This is a genomic window from Kribbella sp. NPDC048928, assembly GCF_043197975.1.
Lineage (GTDB): Bacteria > Actinomycetota > Actinomycetes > Propionibacteriales > Kribbellaceae > Kribbella.
The window spans coordinates 807,919-832,166 of the sequence record NZ_JBICUC010000004.1 but is presented as its reverse complement, the minus strand read 5'-3'; the positions used below and the strand labels follow the sequence as shown (position 1 = coordinate 832,166).

Sequence of the window (24,248 nt, the reverse complement as noted above, 5' to 3'; positions counted from 1 at the left end):
TAATGCCATTAGGGATGTCAACACCTCATAGGTGTCCCCGGGGCGGCGTACTGTTTTCTGACATGTGCAGAAACATCACAGTGCTCCGGGGACTCGAGCCGTCCGCGACCTCCGAGGAGGTCTACGCGGCTGCGTTGCAGTACGTCCGAAAGGTCACCGGTGTCGGTTCGCTGAGCGCGACCACTCGCGGCCCGATCGAACGTGCCGCCACCGAGGTCGCCCGGATCACCGAACAGCTCCTCGACGAGATGCCGGCCCGCCGCAACCCACCGACGACCGTCCCCCCACTCCGCCGCCCCGAGGTCCGCGCGCGGCTCGGCCTCGACTGATCATCTCCGCGGAGTAATGTCTGCCTCCGGGAAACGGCTGCCCCTGTTCGGGGCTGAGGAGGCGCGGGATGCGGTTCGCGATCAAGACCAGGCCGGAACACACCAGCTGGCAGCAACTGCGGGACGTGTGGGTCGCGGCGGACGAGTTCGAGATCTTCGAGTCCGCCTGGCACTGGGATCATTTCTATCCGCTCACCGGTGACATGCAGGGCCCGAACCTGGAGGCCTGGACGACGCTCGCCGCGCTCGCGCAGGCGACCTCGCGGATCCGGCTCGGCTGCCAGGTGACCGGGATGATCTACCGGCACCCGGCCGTGCTGGCGAACATGGCCGCGACCACGGACATCATCTCCGGCGGCCGCCTCGAGCTCGGCATCGGCGCCGGCTGGAACGAGATGGAGACCGCCGCGTACGGCATCGAGCTGTACGGGCTGAAGGAGCGCTTCGACCGCTTCGACGAGGGCACCCAGGCGATCATCGCGCTGCTCACCGAGAAGGTCGCGAACTTCGACGGCAAGTACATCAAGCTCACCGACGCGTACTGCAACCCGAAGGCGGTGCAGACGCCGCACCCGCCGATCACGATCGGCGGCAAGGGCCCGAAGCGTACGCTCCGCGCGGTCGCCAAGTGGGCCCAGCAGTGGAACGTGATCGTCGCGGACCCGCAGGAGTGGAAGGCCCTCAAGGACGTCCTGGTCCAGCGCTGTGAAGAGGTCGGCCGCGACGTCGGCGAGATCACCTGCTCGGTGAACGTCCGGATCGACCCGGAGCGCCCGCTCGACCAGGCCGTCGCCGATGCCGCGGCGTACGGCGAGGCAGGTGTCGACCTGGTGATCATGAACCTCCCGGTGGACGCGCCGCCGTCCGTCCTGGAACCACTCGCGAAGGCCCTCGCCCCACTCGCCTAGATTTGCCCTGTGGACAGGGAGGAGTACGTCGAGGCGGTACTGCAGGCCGTGGAGTCGATCCCGGAGGGCAGCGTCGCGACGTACGGCGACATCGCGGAGTACGTCGGCCAGGGTGGACCGCGGCAGGTCGGCGCGATCATGCGCGAGTACGGCGCGAGTGTGCCGTGGTGGCGGGTGATCCGCGCGTCCGGAGTACCGGCCGACGAGGTCGGCGACGAGCAACTGCACCGGCTGCGGTCCGACGGTGTGCGGATCACCAACGACAGGGTGAATCTGCGCGACGTGCGGTGGAATCCGTTGGCCGGATCGCCAGGCCATCACAACTGAGCCGGTCGCGTGGTCCTGAGCGGGCGACGGTCTCGGCGGTGCCGATTGTGATGGCCTGCAGGTCCGCAATGCGGAGAGCTCAAGGGTCCGCGGGGTGTGCCGTCGGCAATTGTCGGTGGCGTCTGCTGGGATGGTGCGATGGTTGGCAGGCAGGGGTCCCGGTACCGGTTGGTCCGGGCATCGGGGCGGACGGCGGAGGCCCCTGTCCTGGATGCCGACCAGCAGGCCGTGGTGGAGCACCCGGGCGGGCCGTTGCTCGTGCTCGCGGGGCCGGGGACCGGGAAGACGACGACCTTGGTGGAGGCTGTCGTCGATCGGGTCCGCAACCGCGGCCTGAGCCCGGACGAGGTGCTCGTGCTGACGTTCGGCCGGAAGGCCGCGACCGAGCTCCGCGACCGCATCACCGGCCGGCTGGGCCGGACGACGCGGGTGATGCCGTCGATGACGTTCCACTCGTTCTGCTACGCGTTGCTGCGCCGGTTCACGCCGGCCGACGCGTTCGACGTACCGCTCCGGTTGCCGTCCGGGCCGGAGCAGTCGTTGCGGTTGAGCGAGGCGCTGTCGGGCAGTCGTGAGGTCGGTGCGGTGCACTGGCCGGGCAGTCTGCATCCGGCGCTGAAGACGCGCGGATTCACCGACGAGGTGCAGGCCGTGATCGGCAAGGCGCGGCAGTTGGGGCTCGACCCGGAGGACCTGTCCGCGATCGGACGCTCGGCGGAGCGGGCCGAGTGGGTCGCGGTCGGCGACTTCTTCGAGGAGTACCTGCAGGTTCTCGACGCCGAGCAGGTGCTGGACTACTCCGAGCTGATCCATCGGGCGGTGATCCTCGCCCAGCAGCCGTCGGTGCAGGCCAAGCTGCGGACCGAGTTCAAGGCCGTCTTCGTGGACGAGTACCAGGACACCGATCCCGGTCAGACCAAGCTGCTGCAGGCGGTCGCGGGCGACGGCCGCGACCTGGTCGTGGTCGGCGATCCGGACCAATCGATCTACACGTTCCGCGGGGCGGACGTGCGCGGGCTGCTCCGGTTCACCGACGAGTTCCGGACCCGTGACGGCGCCGAGGCGGACCAGATCGCTCTTGGTACGACGCGACGCTTCGGGACCACCCTGCAACGCGTCTCGCGGAACGTCGTGCACCGGCTCGGCGTGCCGGGATCGCTGGATCGCGACACGTTCGAGCGGTTCCGCAATCCCGACGCGTCGTCATGTGTGTATGGCCCGGGCAAAGTCGAGGCGAACCTGTACTCGACGAGCGGCGCCGAGCTCGAACACATCGCGGACCTGCTGCGCCGTGCACACGTCCAGGACGGCGTCGGGTGGCACGAGATGGCCGTGCTCGTCCGGTCCGGCAGCCGTTCGATCCCACCGCTGCGGCGGGCGTTGTCGGCGGCCGGCATTCCGGTCGACGTCGCGGGCGACGAGTTGCCGCTGTCGCGCGAGCCTGCCGTACGGCCGATGTTGCTGGCGTTGCGAGCGGTCGCGGATCCCGAGACGCTGACCGTCGACGTCGTGCGGGCGCTCGCGCTGTCGCCGCTGGGCGCGATGGATGCGGGGCAGTTACGGCGCCTGGCCCGGGTTCTGCGCAGGCGGGACCGGGAGGCTGCCGGTGGCCAGCGGCTGCCACGGTCGTCGGACGAGCTGCTGCGCGAGGCGATGCTGAACCCGTTGCTCCTCGACGAGGAGGCGTCACCGGCCGAGGCGCGGTTCGCGGCGCTTGGAGAGCGGCTGCTCAAGGCAAGGAACATCGTGACCGCGGGCGCCGCGCCGGACGAGGTGATGTGGTCGCTGTGGACGGACTCGCCGTGGTTGCGGCGGCTGCGCGGCCAGGCGTCGTCGGGCGGCGAGACCGCGCGCACCGCGAACCGGGATCTGGACTCGTTGTGCGCGTTGTTCGACGCTGCCGGCCGAGCCGAGGAACAGGTCGGGTTCAAGGGCGTTTCGGCGTTCCTGGCGGAGTTGGAGTCGCTGGACATCGCGGGCGACAACCGGTTCGACGGGACGTACCGCGAGGCCGGCGTGCAGCTGATGACGGCCCACCGGTCGAAGGGCCTGCAGTGGCGGCTGGTCGTGGTCGCGTCCGTGCAGGAGGGACAGTGGCCGGACCTGCGGCGGCGCGGGTCGCTGCTCGAGCCGGACCGGCTCGGGACCGACGGGCTGATCGATCCGTTGTCGGCCGGCGCGTTGCTCGCCGAGGAGAGACGGTTGTTCTACGTCGCGATCACCAGGGCCCGCGAGCGGCTGATCGTGACCGCCGTACAGGCTCCTGAGGCCGATGGCGATCAACCGTCCAGATTCCTTGCCGAGCTCGACATTCCTTTGAAGCTGGTCGCGGGCCGGCCGCGGCGTCCACTGTCGTTGCCCGGGCTAGTTGCGGACCTGCGTTGTGTGCTGGCGGATCCGGCATCGTCGCCGGCGATGAAACGGGTCGCCGCCGATCGGTTGGCGTCACTGGCCGACGCCGTGGACGACCGGGAGTACGCGTTGGTGCCGACGGCCGACCCGGCGCGCTGGTGGGGCGTTCGGGAGCGGACCGAATCGGTGCGGCCGATCGCGGATCCGGAGCTGCCCGTGCCGCTGTCGGGGAGTGCGCTGACCACGATCGTGGACTGCCCGCTGCGGTGGTTCCTGACCCGGCGGGCCGGTGGCGAGACGCCCAGTACGTCGGCGATCGGGTTCGGCATGGTGCTGCACACGCTGGCCGACGCGGTCGCGACCGGGACGCTCCCGCCGTCGGTCGACGAGCTGAACGGCTGGCTGGACAAGGTGTGGACGCAGCTCGAGTTCGAGTCGGCGTGGATCTCGGACCGGGAGCGCGTCGAGGCGGAGCAGGCGCTGCGCCGGTTCGTCGCCTGGCACCAGGGCCGCCCGGATCGTACGTTGGTGGGCTCCGAGGTGGACTTCGACGTGCTGCTGCCCGACGCGGAGCACCCGGCGGTCCGGGTGAAGGGCCGGATGGACCGGATCGAGACGGACCCGGAGGGAACGGTTCGGGTCGTCGACCTGAAGACCGGGCGAAACATCCCGACCAAGCCCGCCCTCGCGCGGCACGTGCAGTTGGCGATCTACCAGCGGGCAATCAACTCGCGCCAGCTGAAGAAGCTCGGCGAGGACGCGGAGGCCGGCGGAGCCGAGCTCGTCCAGCTCCGGCACGACGACAACGGCGGCTTCCCCAAGGTCCAGCACCAGGGCCCGCTGGAGACCGACGAGGACGGGAACACCTGGCTGGACGAGGCCATCGACGACGCGGAGAAGCTGATCCGTACCGAAGGTTTCGTTGCCACGCGCAACGACGGCTGCAACCGCTGCGAGGCGCGGGCCCTCTGCCCGATCCAGCCCGAGGGCCGGGAGATCGTCTGATGCCCGCTCGCGAACTGCGGACCACCGCGGAGCTGTGTGATCTGCTGGGGATTCCGTTCTCGGATCAGCAGTTGGCCGCGATCACGGCGCCGCTTGCGCCTGGGGTGATTGTCGCCGGGGCCGGGTCGGGCAAGACGACCGCGATGGCCGCTCGGGTGGTCTGGCTGATCTGTACGGGGCAGGTCAAGCCGGAGGAGGTGCTCGGGCTGACGTTCACCAAGAAGGCGGCGAACGAGCTCGACGTCCGGATCCGTGACGACCTGACCAAGGCCGGGGTGCTCGGCTCGACACTGCCCAAGGACCAGCCCCCGATCCTCGCCGCCCACCTGCGCAGCAACATCCCGAACTGGGAGCCCGAGGAGCCCGGCGAGCCGGTCGTCTCGACGTACCACGCCTTCGCCGGCACGCTGATCGCGGAGCACGGCCTGCGCCTCGGCCTGGAGCCGGATTCGCGGGTGCTCGCGGACGCCACCCGGTTCCAGCTCGCCGGCCGGGTCGTCCGGCGGTCCGCCGGGCCGATCCGGTTCGCGTCGCATCACGTGCCGACACTCGTCAACAGTCTGCTCGCGCTGGACGGTGAGCTCGCCGACCACCTGCTCCGTACCGACGACATCCGCGACCACGACGACGCCGTACGGCAGGAGGTCGCGGCCGCCCGCAAGCAGACCGTCGAGGTCCGCAAGCTCGCGGAGACCGCGCTGAAGCGGGGCGAGATCCTGCAGTTGGTCGAGGAGTACCAGGCGTACAAGGGGGAGCGCGGCGTCGTCGACTTCGCCGACCAGATGGCGCTCGGCGCGCGGCTCGCCGAGGAGTGCCCGGAGGTCGCGGCTGCCGAACGCGCGCGGTACAAGGTCGTTCTGCTGGACGAGTACCAGGACACGTCCGTGTCGCAGCGGCGGATGCTGACGGCGCTCTTCGCAGCCGGCGACGGGCGCGGTCATCCCGTCACCGCGGTCGGCGATCCGTGCCAGGCGATCTACGGCTGGCGCGGTGCCTCCGTGGCGAACCTCGACGACTTCCCGGAGCATTTCCCGCAGGCCGACGGGTCGCCGGCCGAGCGGTACGTGCTGAGCGTCAACCGGCGCTGCGGCAGCCGCATCCTCGCCGCCGCCAACCAGCACGCCGCCGAGCTGTACGAGCAGCACCCCGGCGTGATCCCGCTCGAGGCGCCGCCGGACGCCCCGGCGGGTGCGATCACCGTCGGGCTGTTCGAGACGCGCTCGCAGGAGATCGAGTGGGTCGCCGACGCGATCGTCTCCGCGCACCGCACCCGGAACCGCCGCTGGAAGGACATCGGCATCCTGATGCGGACGAACGTCGACCTCAGCGCGGTGCACGAGGCTTTGATCGCGCGCAAGGTCCCGGTCGAGGTCGTCGGCCTCGGCGGGCTCCTCGCGCTGCCGGAGGTCGTCGACGTGGTCGCGACCCTGCAGGCCGTCAACGATCTGACTGCGAACGCCGCGATGCTCCGCATCCTGACCGGCCCGCGGTACCGGATCGGCCATCGCGACCTGGCTCTGCTCGCCAACCGCGCCCGCATGCTCGCCGACGCGGGCTCGCACCAGGCCGACGACCTGGTGTCTGCCCTTGACGCGGCCGTCGCCGGGATGGACTCGACCGAGGTGACCTCGCTCGCCGAAGCGGTCGACGATCCCGGCCGGCTCGAGTACGCGCCGGAAGCCCTGGTCCGCTTCAAGGAACTCTCGTCCGAGCTCCGCGAGTTGCGTGCGCACGCGGGGGAGCCGTTGCTGGATCTGGTTCGCCGCGTGATCAGCACGATCGGTCTCGACGTCGAGCTCACCGCGACTCCCGACCACGTCGACTCCGGCCGTCGCGATCACCTCGCCGCGTTCCTCGATGCCGTGGGCAACTTCGTGTCGACCGAGTCCGACGGGTCGCTGGACGGCCTGCTCGCGTACCTGGCCGCCGAGGAGGAGTACGCCGCCGGCCTCGACCTCGCCGTACCGAGCGAGGCGGACTCGGTCAAGCTGCTCACCACGCACCGGTCGAAGGGCCTCGAATGGCCGGTCGTGTTCGTGCCGACGCTGGTGTCGAAGGTGTTCCCGTCCGACCGCGGCCGGGACAAATGGACCACGAACGCGAAGGTCCTGCCGTGGCCGCTGCGCGGTGACGCCGACACGCTGCCGGACATCCACGACCTGACGAACGCCGGGCTGAAGGCGTTCGCCGACGAGTGCAAGGAGGTGAACGCACTCGAGGAACGCCGCCTCGGGTACGTCGCCTTCACTCGCGCGAAGGATCTGCTCGTCGCGACCGGCCACTGGTGGGGTCCGACGCAGAAGCGCCCGCGCGGTCCGTCGACGTACCTCGAGACGCTGAAGAAGCATGCGGGCGAGCGGGTGATCGCGTGGGCCGAGCAGCCGGAGCTCACCGAGGAGAACCCGGAGCTCGCCGAGCAGACCCAAGCCCCCTGGCCGGCGCCGTACGACCGCGACTCGTTCCAGCGCCGGCTGGATGCGGCTGCTCTGGTCTCGTTGTCCCGAGCCGAAGGTCCGTCCGCCGACGCGGAGGAGTCGCTGCTCCTCGACGAGCAGGCGACGGTCGCGCGCTGGGACTCCGAGATCGAACGATTGTTGTCCGAGGCAAAGGAAAGCCGCAGCCGGAAGGCGTACGACGTGACGCTGCCGGCCGCACTGTCCGCGACCCAGCTGATGCGGCTGGCCAAGGACCCGGACGGCCTGGCCGCGGAGCTCGCCCGCCCGATGCCACGCAAACCCAACCGGGCGGCGCGTTTCGGCACCCGCTTCCACGCCTGGGTGGAGAGCTACTTCGGGCAGCAGCTACTGCTCGACCCCGACGACCTGCCGGGCGCCGCGGACGAGGACATCGTCGACGACACCGACCTCACCGACCTGATGGACGCGTTCCGCGACGGACCCTTCGGCGACACCACTCCGTACGAGATCGAGGCCCCGTTCGCCCTGGCGCTCGACGGCCGCGTCGTCCGCGGCCGCATCGACGCCGTCTACCAGTACGTCCGCGAGGACGGCTCCCGCGGCTACGACGTCATCGACTGGAAGACCACCCGCGGCGAAACCGCCGACCCGCTCCAGCTAGCCATCTACCGCGTCGCCTGGTCCGAGCTCATGAACATCCCCCTGGACCAGGTAACCGCCGCCTTCTACTACGTCCGCACCGCCGACATCATCCGCCCCCAAAACCTCCCCGACAAACCAGAACTGGTTGCTCTCCTGAGGGGCTGATCAAACAGCCGACCGGTTGGCCCGCCGCACCAGCTCAGCCGGCACAACCCGCACCGGAAACGGCCGCCGCGCCTCGAACACCTCGTCGCCCTGGTACGTCTCCTCGACGTACCGCCCGTTCTCCACTTCGAGGACGGTCAAGACCGCCTCTTCCGGCTCAAAGATCCAGTACGAGCCGACGCCACCCGCTTCGTACAGCCGCCGCTTCTTCAGCAGATCCTTGGCTCGAGTGGATGGCGACAGAATCTCGACCGCGAGTAACAGAGCACGCCGAATTCCATCCGCCTCGACGTCCTCCGCGCGGCAGACCAACAGGTCTGGCTGCAACGAGGTCCGGTCGTCCGGACGATAGTCGAAGGGCGCGAAGAAGACCTCGAACGCCTCCGGGCAGACGGGCTGGAGCCTGATCGCGAACTGGTACGCCGCCCGCTGGTGGATCGCGGGCGGGGAGGGCGTCACCAGCACCCCGCCATCCAGCAGTTCGCGTCGCTCCCCGTCGTCGGGCAGCGCGTCGAACTCGGCGAGGGTGAGCTTCCGCTGCTCGATCGGTTCCACGGACACAATGGTGCCTCCTTCTCGGTCACCCGACCAGCATGCCGGTCGCCGCCGAGCAGTTTGTACCGTTTCGCCGATCTGCCCCTGGATACCCCGGGATGCCCTGGATTTGTTAGCTGGTGAGGGAGTTGGGGGTGAGGGTCAGGGGGAAGGGGTGGGTAGTTTTGTAGGTTTCTTCGGCTTGCAGGACGGCTTGGCAGGTGTAGCCGGTGGGGGTGAGGTCGAGGATGGTGAGCTCTTGCGTGGTGGGGTCGAGGAGCCAGTAGTGCGGGACGTGGTGTTGCTCGTACAGGGCGCGTTTGAGGACAACGTCCGTGGTGCGGGTGGTGGGGGAGAGCACCTCGACTGCCAGCAGGGGTGGTTCGGTGACGGGGGCGGTGCGGCGGCAGACGAGGAGGTCGGGGCGGAGGGTGGTGCTCGGGGTCGGGCGGAACGGGACGGAGCCGACGGCAACCATCAGGTCTGGTGGGCAGGCGTGCTTCAGTTGCACCATCAGCGCGATCACCGCCGCATGATGAGCAGGCGGCTGGGGACCTGTGATCAGCAGCCGGCCATCAACAATCTCGTACCGCCGCCCATCCTGCGCAGCCTCAGCAATCGACACCCCACCAGCGTGCCCTAACCGCCCCAACCCCCGCCGAAGTTATCCACAGCCCATCCCTCCCGCGGACCAAGCCACCCACCACGGCCGCCGTGCGCCACCGGCCGCCGTGCGGCACCCACCTGCATGGCTGGCCGTGTGCCACCGGCTAGTGGGCTGGGAGTGGGGGCGTTGGACAGGAAGTGGTGGGTGTGGATCTGTTATTTCCTGTCCGGGGACCCCATTTCCTGTCTTAAGCCCCCGGTTCCGCCTCTGGGGTGCGGGGCGAGCGGGTTTTCCAGGGTGCCGGCGTATTGGAGAGAGCCGGATACGTCGGTGAGGTCGACCATTTGCCGGTTGTTGCGGAGTTGGAGGCGGTTCAGGCAGGAGAGTGCGAAGGACGGGGCGAAGACGTCGTACTTCGCGAACGCCTCCGCCAGTTCTGGAGTCGCGGACTGGTAGTCGCGGATCGACGACGCCACCACCGACCAGAAGTCGTCGACGCTCAGCAGTTCCTCCCGATCCAGCAGCGGGGCGAGGAACCGGAAGATGCAGTCGAAGACGTCCGTGAAGATCGACAGCAGTTTCTCGTCGTCCGGTACGTCGGCCCGCACCCGCTCCGCCTCGACCGGTACGGGCGTCGACGGGCTCAGTACGGCGATCTCCTCCGCGATGTCCTTCATGATGACCCGGATCGGGATCGCGTCGCGGAGTACGAGGATGAGGTTCTCGCCGTGCGGCATGAAGACCAGCTCGTACGCGTAGAAGCTGTGCAGCAACGGGATCAGGTAGGCGTCGACGTACGCACGGACCCAGTCTGCCGGCGCCAGCCCGGATGCGCGGACCAGGGCAGCCGCCAGCGAGGCGCCGTGCCGGTCGACGTGCAGCAGGGACGCCATCGTCGCGAGCCGCTCGCCCGGTTCGAGGGCCGGCACCGGGCTTTCGCGCCAGAGTGCGGACAGCATCTTTCGGTACGGCGATGTCTTGTCCGTCGCGTTCTCGTAGTACCGGTTGTGATAGCCGACTGCAGCGATCTCCCGGAGGACGGTGAACCCGTACCGCTTGAGGACAACGTCGTTCGCGACGACCGAATGCACCCAGTCGTTGATCGCCGGAGTCGCGGCCATGTACGACGGCGACAGCCCCCGCATGAACCCCATGTTCAGCACCGACAACGCCGTCTTCACGTAACACCTGGCCGGCGCGGAACGGTTGAAGAACGTCCGGATCGACTGCTGTGGCTGGTAGATGTCGTCCGTCGACCCGAGGTGCACGATGTGCCGCTGCGCGATGTCCGCCGCAAAGGTGACCGAGGTCTTGTTGTCCCACTGCCACGGATGTACAGGCATGTATACGTATTCACCCGGATCGGCCAGCGCAGCGAACCGCTCCAGCACGTCCTCGCCCAGCTCCGACCGCTGCAACGCATCGAAGGTCAGCGACGAACTGCACGACACGGCCGTCCGGTCCCGCCGCGTCGCGATCCAGGTCAGCTGCACGCCCGCACCGGTCTCCGGCGCATAGGCCAGATAGTCCGTGAGCCCGAACCCGAGCCGTCCGTTGTTCGCGACGAAACACGGATGCCCCTCGGTCATCGCGGCCTCGATCGTCTGGAAGTCCGCGTCGACCAGCTCCGCCGCGGTCAGGTCCGGTTTCGACAGCTTGTACGCCGCCGACGCCAGTGTGCTGCTGATCTCCTCCAGGTAGACGGGCAGCATCTCGCGCCCGATCCCGAGCTGCTCGTGGAACTCGGTGATGAAGTCCAACGCGTCGACCGGACGGCCATCGTCCCGTACCACCGATGAGATGTCCCAATGATTCAAGGGATACTGCCGCGCCGTGAAGCGATACCGCCCGACAGAGTACTCATTGCCATCGGCAACAGGATCGAGAATGCGCTCATGGGTGAACTCCGCCAGCGCCTTGCGAACCAGCGCCTCGTTGACCACTGCCCAGGTCTCCATCAGCCTGCCTCGTTCATCCGCAGCGCGTCGGCGTACTGATCGCGAGTGCAGAAACTCAGCCACGCCTGCTTGTCCGGCAGTGTCACGATGCTGTGCTTGCGGAATCCCATCCGCGCGTTGAGCGCCTGGATCTTGAGGTTCCGTACGTCAGGCTCGACCACGACCCGGTCCACCAGCGGATCGGCGAACAGGCTGTCCATGATCGTCTCGAACACCGCACCCGTGAACCCGGGCAGCGGCGCGACCGGCGGCCCGACCAGGACGTGCATCCCGACATCGCCCGGCGTCACGTCGTACACCTGCCCGACCACGTCGCCTGCCGGCTCGTACCGTTCCATCAGAAATGCCGGCCGCCCGTCGTGCTCACCGAGGAACGCGCGGTGATGCGCCGTCGACGCGATCCGCTGGTACTCGGTGAGCACGTCGGCGAGCGTCGAGTCCAGGAGACCCCAGTACTGCGCGTACGGCTGGGTGACCCAGCTGTGCAGGGTGCTGACATCCGTACCGAGGTCGAAAGGCCGGAGGCTGAGGGTGCCGAGGCCGGGGACGAATCGCCGGTACGTCGGCTCGGGCAGTGCTCTGGTCATGGCGGATCTGCTTTCAGGCGGGCGGAGTTAGCTAAGGCTTACCTTACTCGATCCGCATCGGGGTGGACCTGTGAGATAGGCCGCGCGGCGGATGTGCCCGGCGGCGGGGGTTGCCTAGGTTGGAGTCATGTTGATCGCCGAGGACCTGCTGTTGCTCCTGTACGACGACGCGACCGGCAAGCCGATCGCCGGGTCGCCGGGGCTGGACTATGCGCTCGCCGGTGCGGTGCTGATCGAGTTGACGCTCGCCGGGAAGCTCGACATCACGACCGACGGGAAGGGTCGTCTGCAGGTGCTGGACGGGACGCCGACCGGGGATCCGATTCTGGACGAGCGGCTCGCATACGTGGTCGGCAAGCCGGGCAAGAAGCCGAAGAACCAGATCGGCGCGCTGTCGAAGCGGTTGCGCGACCAGCTGCTGGCGCGGCTTGCGGAGCGCGGCGTGCTGGAGGCGGACCAGGGCAAGGTGCTCGGCCTGTTCCCCGTGACCCGCTGGCCGGCCAAGGACGCCCGGCACGAGCTGGAGGTGCGCACCAAGCTGGAGGGTGTGCTGAACCAAGGGCTGATGCCGGACCAGTTGACCGCTGCGCTGATCGCGCTGCTGAGCGCGCTGAACGTGGTACCGAAGGTGATCACGGATGCGGTGGACAAGCGGGCGCTGAAGCGGCGCGCAAAGGAGATCGCCGACTCGGACTGGGCCGCCGACGCGGTCAAGAAGGCGGTCAGCGAGATGCAGGCCGCGATCACCGCATCGATCGTGGTGGCGTCCTCGGCGGCAGCATCATCGAGCTAATCGCGCCTTGATGTCCGGTTTCACCACCTTGCCGACCTTGGAACGTGGCAGGTCGGGCCAGACGAGTACTTGCTTCGGCGCCTTCACCCTGCCGATCCGCGTCTTCGCGAACGCGATCAGCTCGTCCGGCTCGACCGTACTGCCCTCCTGAAGCTGGACGACGGCAACCACCCGCTCGCCCCACTTCTCGTCGGGCAGCCCGATCACCGCACAGTCCCGGACGTCGGCGTGCGCCATCAGCGCCTGCTCGACCTCGGTGGAGTACACGTTGAAACCGCCGGTGATGATCATGTCCTTCGCCCGGTCGACGATGTACAGGTAGTTGTCGTCGTCCAGGTACCCGATGTCGCCGGTGTGGTGCCAGCCGTACGCCGACGCGGCCGCCGTCGCGTCCGGGTCCCGGTAGTAGCCCTTCATCACCAGCGATCCGCGGACCACGATCTCACCGCGTTCGCCGTGCGGCAGCAGCTTGCCGTCGGCGCCCATGATCGCCACCGTGACCAGCGGGGACGGCCGTCCCGCGGATGACAGCCGTCCCCTGGCAAGGTTGCCGGAGGCATCGAAATGCGCGGCCGGCGGGAGCATCGAGATCATCATCGGCGCCTCGGTCTGCCCGAAGAGCTGGGCCATCACCGGCCCGATCCGCCGCAGCGCCTCCTCCAGCCGGGCGACCGACATCGGCGCGGCGCCGTACCAGAAACACCGCAACGACGACAGGTCCGTGGAGTCGAGCTCCGGTGCCGCCAGCGCCATGTAGATCAGCGTCGGCGGCAAGAACGTGTGCGTCACCCCGTGTCGCGGTATCAGTTCCAGGAAGGCGTGGACGTCGGGAGCGCGCATGATCACGATCTCGCCGCCGGACGCCAGCACTGGGAAGCACAGCACGCCCGCGGCGTGCGTCAGCGGCGCCAGCGCCAGATAGACCGGCCGCTCGCCGAACGGGTAGCCCATCAGCGTCAGCGCGGTCATCGTCTCGAGGTTGCTGTTGGCAAGCATCACCCCTTTCGGACGTCCCGTCGTCCCACCCGTGCCGACGATCATCGCCAGGTCGTCGGGTGCCGTCAGATCGGGTGCCGGCTGAGACGCGCCCCCGCTGAACGCGTCCCAGCCGACAGTGCTCCGGCCACTGGGGTGGGGGTCTGGGCCGGAGCTGGGCTCCCCGTCGAGGCACACGAACGTGTGCACCTTCGGCAGTGAGTCCCGTATGCCGTCTACCAGCGGCGCGAATGCTGCCTGGTAGATCAGTACCTCGCAGTCGAACTGGTCGAGCAGTTCCCGGTTCTCAGCGGCCTCGTTGCGCGGGTTGATCGGGCACCAGACCGCACCGGCCCGGCTGATCCCGAACACGCAACTGAACGCCACCGGGTCGTTCGCGGACAGGATCGCGACCTTCCCACCAGGCCGGACGCCGGTCGCCGCCAGTGCACCCGCGATGACGTACGAGAGCTGCTGTACCTCGGCGTACGTCAGCGTCTCGCCGTCCGTGGTGAGACAGGCGGCGTCCGGCGCTAGCGATGCGCCCTTGTCCAGGTAGTCGACCAGTCGCACGGCGAGCTCCTACCGCTGCACCGTGAGCTGCGGTTCGGACACCAGCCCGAAGCTCCGCAGTACGCCGAGCAGCTCGCGGTGCCCGAACGCCTGGCAGCCGCTGGCGAAACCGACCCGCTTCGGTGGCGTCTGCAGCAGCGAGTACGCCGCGTACGCCTGGAGCAGACCGGTCTGCTGGTAGTTGCTGTTGCCGTGGATGACACAGTGCGCCCGGCCGAGCGGCCCGGACGCGTGCACCGAGTCCAGCGACTTGTTGACGCGCGGGTTCTCCCGTGGCGGCATCTGGCTCATCACCTGACGGGCCGTCTCGGTGAGCGCCACGTTGCGCTCGTCGGGAGCCATGTCCTTCGTGGCTTCCAATGCGGCCGCAACGATCTGCGGTACGCCGTTCATCAGCGCCGCGTTGAACACACCACCCTGTGCCTTGCAGTTCGCGACCCGTGGATCCCGTTTGAACCACACCGGGTGCGACGTACCACCCCAGGGCAGCGACAGCGCCAGCTCGTGCTGCCCCGGTACGACGAGTGGTACGAGCCCCTGCTCCGGGAACTCCACGTACCCGTTCTGCTCGAGGTAGTGCGCCTTCGACATCGCAGCGTTCACCAGGATCGTGCGGGTCGAGGCGATCGTTGGACTACCACCCCAGAACACTGCGATGTCCAGCGTGTCCAGACCGGGCTCTTCCAGGCAGAGCTGCGCAGCGATCTCGCCAGTGGTGTACATCTGCGCAACACCGGGTGCGAGCAGCAGGCCGGCCGCTGCGAACTGCGCGCCGTACTTCTCGTCGCAGGTGATCAGCCAGTCCTGCTCGCCGGACGTGTCCGTGTAGTGCGCACCTGCTGCCAGAGCGGCTTCTACCGCGGCAGGGCCGAGCTCACTGAACGGGCCGACCGTGTTGAGGACCACGGACGCGCCCGAGAACAGTTCCGTGAGCGCAGCGACGTCATGGTCGACAGCAGCGATGTCGTAGTCCGCTGTCTCGATGCCGGGGACGTTGGAGTCCATCGACGCCTTGAGCTTCTCCTCACTACGCCCGGCCGCGACGAACGGCAGGTGGTAGTGGCGCAAGTACTCGCAGACCAGCCGACCGGTGTAGCCGGAGGCGCCGTACACAACAACCGGTTTGGTCCCCATCACATCCCCATTCCGCCGTCGACGGGCAGGCCGATGCCGGTGATGAAGCGGGCTTCGTCCGACGCCAGGAAGACGACCGCGTCGGCCATGTCCGCAACCTCGCCGAGCCTTCCGGCCGGAGTCAGACCGACCACCGCGGCGACCGCAGCCTCCGGCGACTCGAACAGCCCGAGCTGCGCGACGTCGTTCGCCAGGCCGGCACCCATCGCGGTCGGCACGAGACCGGGGTAGATGCAGTTGACGCGGACGCCGTACCCGAGCTTGCCGGACTCCATCGCGGCGACCCGGGTGAGCCGGTCGACCGCGGACTTGGTCGCGGAGTACACCGCGATGCCCGGGAAGGCGATCGTGGCCGCGACCGACGCGACGTTGATGATCGTGCCGCCCTGACCGGCCAGGCCCTCCGGACGCATCGTGCGCAGGCCCCACTTGACGCCGAGCGTGGTGCCGAGCACGTTGACCTCGAGCATCTTGCGGATCTGGTCCGCCGTGACCTCGGTGAGCAGGCTGGTGATCTCCACCCCGGCGTTGTTCACCAGGATGTCCAGGCCGCCGAGGATGTCGTTGGCGGCGACCACCGCGTTCTCCCAGTCGCCGTCGTCGGTGATGTCGTGCGCGACGAAGCCGTGACCGCCGCCGTACTCCTGGTCGAGCGCGTCGGCGGTAGCCTCGCCGGCGTCCTTCTGGATGTCGCTGATCACCACTTTGGCGCCGGCCGCCGCGAGGGCTCTCGCCATGCCCTCACCGAGCCCTTGCGCGCCACCGGTGACCAGGGCCTTGCGGCCGGAGAGATCGAGTGAACCCATTCTGCAGCTCCTTTGCTCGCACGGGTGTTCACACTGTGCAGATTTCTTTGACACGCGTCAAGACTTTGTTTGACACTTGTCAAGCGAGCATCCCGCTCCAGGACGCGCCTGGCCCGGAGCGGGGTGCCTCGAGCGGGGTACTCTGACGCAACGACCCGATCAAGGCTCGAGCCGGAGAGTGGGTGATCGCCGTGGCGTCGACCGCCGAGGAACGGCCCGCGCGCGTCTCCGGGCCCGACAAGGTCGAGCGTCGCCGGGTCGCGCTGGCGGAGTCCGCGCTGAAGACCCTCGGCGAGTTGGGGTACGCGCGCACCAGCCTGCGCGAGATCGCGAACAACTCCGAGTTCACACACGGCGTCGTGCACTATTACTTCCGCGACAAGATCGACCTGATCAGCTACTGCGTGCGGCACTACAAGACGATGTGCGCCCGGCGCTACGACGAAGTGGTCGAGACCGCGCACTCGCCCGAGCAGCTCGCGACCGGGTTCCTGGGCAAGATGACCCAGACGCTCGTCGAGGAGACCCCGATGCACCGGCTCTGGTACGACCTGCGCGCCCAGAGCATGTTCGAACAGAAGCTGCGGCCGGACGTCGAGGCGATCGACAAGCTGCTCGAGGAGATGATCTGGCGGATCCTCTCCCGGTACGCCGAGCTCACCGCGACGAAGCCGACGGTCGACTCACCGACGGCGTACGCGCTGATCGACGGCCTGTTCGAGCAGGCCGTGATGGGCTACGCCGCGGACCCGGAGAAGACACCCGCACTGCTGACCGACCGCCTCCTGCAGGTGCTCCCCAGACTGGTCACGGCGTAGGGCGTGTCTACTCGGCTCCGCAGTTCGCCTTGCAGAGCTTGTCGGTCAGAGTGAGGATCGCGCCGGGCCGCTCGGTGCCGGACTCGGTCGAGAACTCCACTGCCCAGTTGCCGGCCGTGGTCGTCCCGGCCTTGCCCTGCTGCTGTTTCAGCCAGTCGGCGATCGTGGCGCGCGGGTTCACATGGGCCACCTCCAGCGCCTGCGGTACGAACTCGCTCAGCGCAGTCGCGGCCTCAGCGGGTGCGCCAGACGCCTGCAGCGACAGCACAGCCGGGCGCGGGTGCGTACCGATCAGCACCTGCACGGACGTGGAGCCCTTGCTGCAGGTCTGGTACGCCTCGTCGGTACTGCACCGGTACTGCTGCGCAGTGAAGGCCGCAACGACCTGTGCCGCCGTCAGGTCAGGCAGGGTCTCGGCCGGACTTGACTGCGGCGTGCTGCTGCTGCTCGCCGTGGGTGTGGCTGACGTACTGGTGGATGCACTGCTGCTCGTTGACGTGGCCGGCTCGGCAGCCCCGTCGTCCGACTTACCGGAGCAGGCCGTCGTACTGACCAGCAACGCGGCGCAGGCCACCGCGGCTGCGCCGTACCGGGGGCTCAGACCGGCACCTCGATCGCCGCGTCGAGGGCGATCGTGATCATCTCGGAGAACGTCGTCTGGCGCTCCTCCGCGGACGTCTCCTCCTTGGTGATCAGGTGGTCCGACACGGTCATGATGCCGAGCGCGCGGCGCCCGAACTTCGCCGCCAGTGTGTAGAGCGCCGAGGCCTCCATCTCGATGCCGAGCACGCCGTACTCCGCGGTCCGCGACACCAGGTCCGGGCGGTCGTTGTAGAACAGGTCGCCGGAGAACACTTGGCCGACGTGCACGTTCAGCCCGGCGGCCTCGGCCGCATCCACGGCCGCGCGGAGCAGCTGGTAGTCCGCGGTCGGTGCGTAGTCGATGCCGTGGAAGCGCAGCCGGTTCATCTGCGAGTCGGTGCTCGCGGACATCGCCACGATCACGTCGCGGACCCGGACCGCCTCGGTCAGCGCGCCACAGGTACCGACCCGGATCAGCGTCTGGACGTCGTACTCCGCGAACAGCTCGTTCGCGTAGATGGAGGCGGACGGCTGGCCCATGCCGGAGCCCTGGACCGAGATGCGCTCACCCTTGTAGGTGCCGGTGAACCCGAACATGTTGCGGATCTCGGTGTAGCAGGTCACGTCCGACAGGTAGGTCTCCGCGATCCACTTGGCCCGCAGCGGGTCTCCGGGGAACAGCACCCGCGGTGCGATCTGCCCCTTCTCGGCGGCGATGTGAATACTCATGCGGGGATGCTCTCACGGGTGCGGGATATGTTGAGGCATGTGGCCTACTCCATTGATCTCGGTTCGCTAGCCTTCTCCCAGTCCGTACTGGACCGCGCCGCCGACCGCCGCCGTGACGACGACTGGCTGGAGAAGGCCTGGGCCGCGCCGGACACCCAGGTGGTGGTCGTAGCCGGCGACCAGATCCAGGTGGTCGACGACCGGACCGCCCTGCGGTTCGTGCCGCCGTCCGAGGCGCCAGAGGGGATCCGGATCTTCCTGGGCATCGACCGGGAGTCTGGGGCCGGTATGACCGCCGAGGGGCGCGCGGTGTTCGGCGTACTGGTCGACGGCGAGCCCGACGAGTCGTACGGCGGGCTCCGCGAGCTGGGCGCCGTGCTGGGCGACCGTGAGGCGGGGATCGCCGTCCACCTCATCGGACTGTCCCACTGGCACGCCGTCCACACGCACTGCGCCAACTGCGGCGCGCACACCGAGGTCGTGGAGGCCGGTCACGTCCGGCACTGCCCGGTGTGCGGCCGGAGCCACTTCCCGCGCAGCGACCCGGCGATCATCGTGCTGGTCACCGACGACCAGGACCGCGCACTGCTCGGCCGGAACGCCGCCTGGCCCGAGGGGCGTTACTCCACGCTCGCGGGGTTCGTGGAGCCCGGTGAGTCGCTCGAGGCCACCGTACGGCGTGAGGTGCTCGAGGAGACCGGGATCGTCGTCGGCCAGGAGATCGCGTACGCGGGCAGCCAGCCGTGGCCGTTGCCCGCCAGCCTGATGCTCGGGTTCTACGCGAAGGCGACCAGTTTCGACATCGAGGTGGACCAGGACGAGATCGCCGAGGCGAAATGGTTCACCCGGGAGGACCTCCGCGTGCTGGTCGAAGCCGGCACGATGGCCCTCCCGGGTGCGATCTCGATCTCCCGCCGTCTCATCGAAGGCTGGTACGGCGAGAGCCTCAGCGGAAGCTGGTGATCACCGGCCGACGTTCGAGCGGGCTGCCGCGACCAGGATCAGGGTGCCCTCCCAGCGTTCGATCGAGCCGTCCGCTTCGAGCGCGCGGACCTTCAGGCCGACAGCAGCGACGTACGCACTGTGGCTGGGCCAGCTGGATCTCGCGCTCGGCAGTACGTCGGTCAGCGTGCAGCCGTACGTCAGGAAGCGGTTCTGCACGTGGCTGTCGATGTTGCCGGTCCACACTGTCGGCCGGACGTCCGACTGCGGACAGGCATCCGCGGGCGGTGTGTACGACGCCAGGTTGGTCGGGTTGATGTAGCCGTCCGGCCGGAGCAGCGTGTAGTACGTGCCGTCTGGCGTCTCGGTGAGCCGGTTGAGACCACGGTCGCGCAGGATCGTCGCGCGGCCGCTCAGGATGTCCAGCTCGAACAGCCGCCCACCTGTCACGCCGTAGAGGTAGCCGTCGCGCCAGGAGAGTGCACCGTCCTGCGAACCGGTGGCTCCGCTGAACACGGGCAGCAGCCGCTGCACGGCACCGGTCGACGGGTCGACGGCGAACACGATGCCGTCGGCCAGACCCCAGATGTTGCCGTCCGGACCGGTCTTGAGCTCGTTGATGCTGGCCGCACCTGGCACGGGTACGACGTCTGTGAGGACCTCACCCGTTGCGGGGTCCACCTTCGCCAGGTGCGCCTCTGTGGCCTTGGGGTCGGTGCCTTGACCACCCTCGATGCTGGAGCCGACCCAGACGTCCTTACCGCTCGGGACGATCGAGGCGATCGTCTGGTCGGTCACGAGGTTCCGGTAGACGGTGTGGTTGCCCGTCGGTACGTCGTACACCGTGAGCGCGCCGCCGTACTCCCCGTACGCCGGTGTGGTCCCGACATACACGTTGTCGCCGTCAGGGACGACTGCGACCGGCCTGTTCTGGTGGTCGCTGTCGACGAGGCTGAACAGCTCCTTCGGGTTGGCGTCCCCGGCCGGCTGTGTCGGATCCCAGAGCGAGAGTCGTCCGTACGGGTAGATGCCGACGTACATCTTGCCGTTGCCGTCCCAGGCCCAGTCCTCCACCTGTCCCTGGCGAGTGGTCACCGTGGACTTACCGGTCGCTGGGTTGTAGAAGGACGTCGAGCCGTTCAGATAGACGTTGACGAACACGTTGCCCGTGATGGGGTCGGCCAGCTCGTTCATGAGGGGCGACGGCACGTACTGGAACGGTGAGCTCCACTGCGCGAGGGTCCCGTCGGCCGGGTTGTAGCGGAACGTCCCACCGGAGTAGTTCCCGGCCAGGCCGTAGAGCACCGGTACGCCGTTCTCTGTCACCCAGCCGTAGCCGATGGAGGCTCCACGGGTTAGTGTCCGCGGCGGTGTGACCGGACCGACGGTGTTGGTGTCCAGGTCGTAGTGCGTGAGCGCCAGGGTGTTGTTGGTGAAGTAGACGCCACCTGGCCCGGCTGCGGAGACACCGCGGGCCGCGATCGGGTAGTCCATCACCTGCTGGCCCGTGGTCGCGTCGGTGTACTTGACCTGTTCACCGGTCACCGCATCCACCACGACCAGTCTGCTGCTCGCGTTGGCGAAGACCTTCCCGCCGGCGTAGTCCAGGTCGATGAAGTCCTTGGCTGTCGTACCCGGGGGAGTGATGTCCTCGACTGCCTTAGTGGCCACGTCGATGCGCAGCAGCCTGGCGTTCGGAGTGGAGACGCCGACGAACAGCTTGTTGTGGTCGGGGTCGTAGACCGTGGAGCGCGCGTACTGCTGCACGGGGTCCAGCGAGCCGTAGTCGGTGACCTGCCCGGTGGTGGCGTCGTACTTGAACGCATGGGCGGTCGGGTACGTCCCGGCGTACACGTTGCCGTCCTGGTCGGCGGTGAGGCCGTAGATCTGGGACTCACCCGGGATCGGCTGGCCGAGGTCGGTCACCTCACCGGTGGCCGGGCTGTAGCGGTAGAGGTGCGCGTTGGCGTACGTACCGAGGTAGACGTCGCCGTTCGGCACCACGACGATCGCCCAGCCGCCGGCTGCTCCCGGCAGCGCGACCGTGCGGAGCAGTTCGCGCGAATGCAGGTCTACGACGTTGAGCCGGGCGTTCTCGCCGGCAGGGACCGCGTACACGACGTCGCGGCCGTCCGGCGTGTGGCCGATCGCGCCCTCCATCACCGTCAGCGAGCTGATCGGCGACCCGAGGTCCTTGATGACCTCGGGCTGCGGCGCCAGCGGTCTGGCCGCCGGGCCGAGCGGCCAGTTCTCCGAGGGGAACGGATCAGGCAGGTCGCCCGGCGGGGCGGCGGTGGCGGGCAGACCCCCGGGCGCGAGCAGACCGAATGCGGCGAGGGCCGTAATCAAGGCACAGCGAATGTGACGGCGCGAGAACATGGGCGGACTCCCTGCGACGTAGTTCAGCGCAAGGTATAACGGCCATGACCGTAAAGTCCATAACTCAGGCGATATGACCTGAGTCGGTCAGTGCAGGGCGTGTCTGGCAACTCCCCGCCTACTGCGGGGCACTCGGCACGGCACCTCGCCGCACCGAGCACCTCCTCGCTACGGCGCGGAGCTACCAGACACGCCCTACGCGGCGAGCTTCTCCGCGACCTGGGCGAGCGACGGGTTGGTCATCGCGGTGCCGTCCGGGAAGACCACCGTCGGCACCGTCTGGTTGCCGTTGTTGACCTTCTCGACGATCTTGGCGGCCTCCGGGACCTGCTCGATGTCGACCTCGGTGAACTCGATGCCTGCGCGCTTGAGCTGGCCCTTCAGGCGGTGGCAGTAACCGCACCACGGGGTCGAGTACATGGTGAAAGCCGACATCGGCGGACTCCTTGTTGGAGCTGGGAGGGGTTTTGTCGGGCGTCCCGTCTAGGGTTGCCTTCGACGTATCCGAACCATGCAGTAGGTGGTGCTGTTCCCGCATGTCCCAGCCCGTGAGCGACTTCACACGATCTGCCTCCGCCGACGACCTCCTGGAGGCGCTCGACCCGGAGCAGCGGGCGGTCGCGACCGCCATGCACGGCCCGGTCGTGGTGATGGCCGGCGCGGGCACCGGGAAGACCCGCGCGATCACCCATCGGATCGCGTACGGCGTGCGCACCGGGACGTTCGACCCGGTCCGGGTGCTCGCGGTGACGTTCACGCAGCGGGCAGCCGGCGAGATGCGCGGGCGGCTCGCCCAGCTCGGCGTCCAGGGCGTGCAGGCCCGGACGTTCCACTCCGCGGCGCTCCGGCAGGCGCGCTTCTTCTGGCCCAAGGTGTACGGCGGGGAGCTGCCGCCGATCGTGGACCGGAAGTTCCCACTGCTGACCGAGGCCGCCTCGCGCTGCCGGATCCGCGTCGACACCCCGGCGCTGCGCGACCTCGCCGGTGAGGTCGAGTGGGCCAAGGTGACGAACGTCCGGCCGGACGACTACGCGAAGCTGGCGCCGCGCTCCGGTCGTGCGCTGGCCGCCTTCGACCCGCCGACGATCGCCCGGATCTTCGCTGCGTACGAGGACGTGAAGCTGGAGCGTGGCCGGATCGACCTGGAGGACGTGCTGCTCTGCGCCGTCGCGCTGCTCGCCGAGGACGAGCGGGTCGCCGCGGAGATCCGGCGGCAGTACCGGACGTTCGTCGTCGACGAGTACCAGGACGTCTCGCCGCTGCAGCAGAGCCTGCTCGACCTGTGGCTGGGCGGCCGCGAGGACGTGTGTGTGGTTGGGGACCCGGCGCAGACCATCTACTCGTGGGCCGGCGCCGAGCCGGAGAACCTGGTGCGCTTCGCCGCCCGGCATCCGTCCGCAACCCTGATCAAGCTCGTCCGCGACTACCGCTCGACGCCCCAGATCGTCGACGTGGCGAACAAGATCCTCGACGCGGCCGGCCCGACCGGGTTGCCGGGGCGAGTGACACTGCGATCCCAGAAGGAGGCCGGCCCGGTCCCGGTCTACCGCGAGTACTCCGACGAGGTCGCGGAGGCGGACGCAGTCGCACGAGCCGTCGTCCGGCTGCAGGACGAGGGCGTGGCGCTGCGGGACATCGCCGTACTGTTCCGGACCAACGCCCAGTCGGAGAACTTCGAGCAGGCGCTCGCCGAGCGGAAGATCCCGACCGTACTGAAGGGTGCGGAGCGGTTCTTCGAGCGGGCCGAGATCCGTCAGGCCGCCGTACTGCTGCGTGGTCAGGTGAAGGCCGGCGAGGCGTCTGACGACCTGCTGTCGACGGTGACCGGAGTGCTGTCCGGCGCCGGCTGGACGACCGAGCCACCGACCGGGACCGGCGCGGTGCGGGACCGGTGGGAGTCGCTGAGCGCGCTGGTGACGATGACGTCGGACTTCGCGGCGGCGCATCCGTCGGCGCGGCTGCCCGAGCTGATGGCGGAGCTGGACCGGCGTGCGACGATCCAGCACGCACCGCTCGCCGAAGGCGTCACGCTCGCCACCCTGCACGCGGCGAAGGGCCTGGAATGGGAGTGCGTCTTCATCGTCGGGGCGCACGAGGGGATTCTGCCGATCAGCTACGCCCAGACGCCGTCGCAGGTGGAGGAGGAGCGGCGACTGTTCTATGTAGGCGTGACGCGGGCGAAGCAGCAGCTGTTCGTCAGCTGGGCGACGTCCCGCTCGCCGGGCGGCCGGGGGACCCGCGGGCCGACGCGGTTCCTGGACCCGATCGGCGTCCGTACGGCCCGGTCCGAGTGGTCCCCGTCGACGTCCGTCGGCTGGGAGCGGCCCGAGCGGCCGGCGCGCTCCGAGCGTTCCGGCCGGCCGATCCCGAAGTGCCGGGTCTGCGGCAAGGGCCTGCTCGACCCCGGTGCGCGCAAGCTCGGGCGCTGCGAGGACTGCCCGTCCACGATCGACCAGAAGCTGTACGACGCGCTGCTCGAGTGGCGGACCGAGCAGGCGGAGTCCGAGAAGATGCCCGCGTTCGTCATCCTCACCGACGCCACGCTCACCGCGATCGCCGAGACCCGGCCCGCCGACGCGCAGGCGCTGCGGCAGATCCCGGGCATCGGCCACACCAAGATCACCAAGTACGGCGAACACATCCTGAATCTCTGCACCCGCTGACAAAGCTGTTGCCGAGGCACGGA

The 24,248-nt window shown here is 68.7% G+C and carries 20 protein-coding genes; 9 read left to right on the top strand and 11 right to left on the bottom strand.

Going from position 1 to position 24,248, the window contains the following annotated elements; genetic code table 11:
- Nucleotides 1–62: 62 nt before the first annotated feature.
- The 5 genes from ACGFI6_RS21890 (at nucleotide 63) to ACGFI6_RS21870 (ending at nucleotide 8,145) form a co-directional block, all read left to right on the top strand.
- Entirely contained in the window at nucleotides 63–329 is a 267-nt protein-coding gene (locus tag ACGFI6_RS21890) for a DUF2277 domain-containing protein (protein ID WP_393121185.1), read from the top strand.
- Between the two features lie 68 nt (nucleotides 330–397).
- Nucleotides 398–1,237 (top strand): TIGR03560 family F420-dependent LLM class oxidoreductase, encoded by an 840-nt coding sequence (locus ACGFI6_RS21885; RefSeq protein WP_393121183.1) that lies wholly within the window; start codon nucleotides 398–400, stop codon nucleotides 1,235–1,237.
- A gap of 9 nt (nucleotides 1,238–1,246) precedes the next feature.
- The gene (locus ACGFI6_RS21880) at nucleotides 1,247–1,564 is read left to right on the top strand and encodes an MGMT family protein (protein WP_393121181.1); all 318 of its coding nucleotides are present in this window, start codon (nucleotides 1,247–1,249) and stop codon (nucleotides 1,562–1,564) included.
- A gap of 138 nt (nucleotides 1,565–1,702) precedes the next feature.
- Nucleotides 1,703–4,921, top strand: a complete 3,219-nt coding sequence (locus ACGFI6_RS21875) for an ATP-dependent helicase (protein ID WP_393121179.1) — start codon at nucleotides 1,703–1,705, stop codon at nucleotides 4,919–4,921.
- Complete coding sequence (locus ACGFI6_RS21870) at nucleotides 4,921–8,145, top strand: UvrD-helicase domain-containing protein (protein WP_393121177.1); 3,225 nt, start codon at nucleotides 4,921–4,923, stop codon at nucleotides 8,143–8,145. Before ACGFI6_RS21875 ends, ACGFI6_RS21870 begins: the two co-directional genes overlap by 1 nt.
- Here the strand turns inward: ACGFI6_RS21870 and ACGFI6_RS21865 are convergent, their stop codons facing one another.
- From ACGFI6_RS21865 to ACGFI6_RS21850, 4 genes are all read right to left on the bottom strand, one after another.
- Nucleotides 8,146–8,706 carry a Uma2 family endonuclease gene (locus tag ACGFI6_RS21865; RefSeq protein ID WP_393121175.1) on the bottom strand — a complete coding sequence of 187 codons (561 nt, stop codon included), beginning with the start codon at nucleotides 8,704–8,706 and terminating at the stop codon, nucleotides 8,146–8,148.
- A 106-nt stretch (nucleotides 8,707–8,812) separates the two neighbouring features.
- The gene (locus ACGFI6_RS21860) at nucleotides 8,813–9,304 is read right to left on the bottom strand and encodes a Uma2 family endonuclease (RefSeq protein ID WP_393121173.1); all 492 of its coding nucleotides are present in this window, start codon (nucleotides 9,302–9,304) and stop codon (nucleotides 8,813–8,815) included.
- Nucleotides 9,305–9,501: 197 nt separating this feature from the next.
- Nucleotides 9,502–11,244: an IucA/IucC family protein gene (locus ACGFI6_RS21855; RefSeq protein ID WP_393121171.1), complete on the bottom strand. Its 1,743-nt coding sequence runs from the start codon at nucleotides 11,242–11,244 to the stop codon at nucleotides 9,502–9,504.
- Nucleotides 11,244–11,831, bottom strand: a complete 588-nt coding sequence (locus tag ACGFI6_RS21850; RefSeq protein ID WP_393121169.1) for a GNAT family N-acetyltransferase — start codon at nucleotides 11,829–11,831, stop codon at nucleotides 11,244–11,246. The genes ACGFI6_RS21855 and ACGFI6_RS21850 overlap by 1 nt, the downstream gene beginning before the upstream one ends.
- 127 nt (nucleotides 11,832–11,958) lie before the next feature.
- Here ACGFI6_RS21850 and ACGFI6_RS21845 point away from each other — a divergent pair, with 127 nt between their 5' ends.
- A complete protein-coding gene (locus tag ACGFI6_RS21845) occupies nucleotides 11,959–12,624 on the top strand; it encodes a GPP34 family phosphoprotein (RefSeq protein WP_393121167.1) in 666 nt (221 codons plus the stop codon).
- On the opposite strand, the gene ACGFI6_RS21840 is transcribed toward ACGFI6_RS21845, so the two are convergent.
- From ACGFI6_RS21840 to ACGFI6_RS21830, 3 genes are read right to left on the bottom strand one after another with little or no spacing between them, the layout of a single operon-like run.
- The gene (locus ACGFI6_RS21840; RefSeq protein WP_393121165.1) at nucleotides 12,613–14,172 is read right to left on the bottom strand and encodes a long-chain fatty acid--CoA ligase; all 1,560 of its coding nucleotides are present in this window, start codon (nucleotides 14,170–14,172) and stop codon (nucleotides 12,613–12,615) included. The genes ACGFI6_RS21845 and ACGFI6_RS21840 overlap by 12 nt on opposite strands.
- Nucleotides 14,173–14,181: 9 nt before the next feature.
- Nucleotides 14,182–15,306 (bottom strand): DUF5938 domain-containing protein, encoded by a 1,125-nt coding sequence (locus tag ACGFI6_RS21835; RefSeq protein ID WP_393121163.1) that lies wholly within the window; start codon nucleotides 15,304–15,306, stop codon nucleotides 14,182–14,184.
- Nucleotides 15,306–16,112: an SDR family NAD(P)-dependent oxidoreductase gene (locus tag ACGFI6_RS21830; RefSeq protein ID WP_393121161.1), complete on the bottom strand. Its 807-nt coding sequence runs from the start codon at nucleotides 16,110–16,112 to the stop codon at nucleotides 15,306–15,308. The genes ACGFI6_RS21835 and ACGFI6_RS21830 overlap by 1 nt, the downstream gene beginning before the upstream one ends.
- Before the next feature lie 182 nt (nucleotides 16,113–16,294).
- Here ACGFI6_RS21830 and ACGFI6_RS21825 point away from each other — a divergent pair, with 182 nt between their 5' ends.
- Entirely contained in the window at nucleotides 16,295–16,930 is a 636-nt protein-coding gene (locus ACGFI6_RS21825) for a TetR/AcrR family transcriptional regulator (protein WP_393121159.1), read from the top strand.
- A gap of 7 nt (nucleotides 16,931–16,937) precedes the next feature.
- On the opposite strand, the gene ACGFI6_RS21820 is transcribed toward ACGFI6_RS21825, so the two are convergent.
- Both ACGFI6_RS21820 and deoD read right to left on the bottom strand, forming a co-directional pair.
- Nucleotides 16,938–17,504: a hypothetical protein gene (locus ACGFI6_RS21820; RefSeq protein ID WP_393121157.1), complete on the bottom strand. Its 567-nt coding sequence runs from the start codon at nucleotides 17,502–17,504 to the stop codon at nucleotides 16,938–16,940.
- Nucleotides 17,505–17,527: 23 nt separating this feature from the next.
- A complete protein-coding gene (gene deoD, locus ACGFI6_RS21815; RefSeq protein WP_393121155.1) occupies nucleotides 17,528–18,241 on the bottom strand; it encodes a purine-nucleoside phosphorylase in 714 nt (237 codons plus the stop codon).
- Nucleotides 18,242–18,280: 39 nt separating this feature from the next.
- Here deoD and nudC point away from each other — a divergent pair, with 39 nt between their 5' ends.
- Complete coding sequence (gene nudC / locus ACGFI6_RS21810; protein ID WP_393121153.1) at nucleotides 18,281–19,204, top strand: NAD(+) diphosphatase; 924 nt, start codon at nucleotides 18,281–18,283, stop codon at nucleotides 19,202–19,204.
- Here the strand turns inward: nudC and ACGFI6_RS21805 are convergent, their stop codons facing one another.
- The gene (locus ACGFI6_RS21805) at nucleotides 19,205–21,562 is read right to left on the bottom strand and encodes a hypothetical protein (protein ID WP_393121151.1); all 2,358 of its coding nucleotides are present in this window, start codon (nucleotides 21,560–21,562) and stop codon (nucleotides 19,205–19,207) included.
- A gap of 195 nt (nucleotides 21,563–21,757) precedes the next feature.
- Nucleotides 21,758–21,997 carry a mycoredoxin gene (locus tag ACGFI6_RS21800; RefSeq protein ID WP_393121149.1) on the bottom strand — a complete coding sequence of 80 codons (240 nt, stop codon included), beginning with the start codon at nucleotides 21,995–21,997 and terminating at the stop codon, nucleotides 21,758–21,760.
- Between the two features lie 101 nt (nucleotides 21,998–22,098).
- On the opposite strand from ACGFI6_RS21800, the gene ACGFI6_RS21795 reads away from it, so the two are divergent.
- A complete protein-coding gene (locus ACGFI6_RS21795; RefSeq protein ID WP_393121147.1) occupies nucleotides 22,099–24,225 on the top strand; it encodes an ATP-dependent DNA helicase UvrD2 in 2,127 nt (708 codons plus the stop codon).
- The last annotated feature ends 23 nt before the right edge of the window (nucleotides 24,226–24,248 follow it).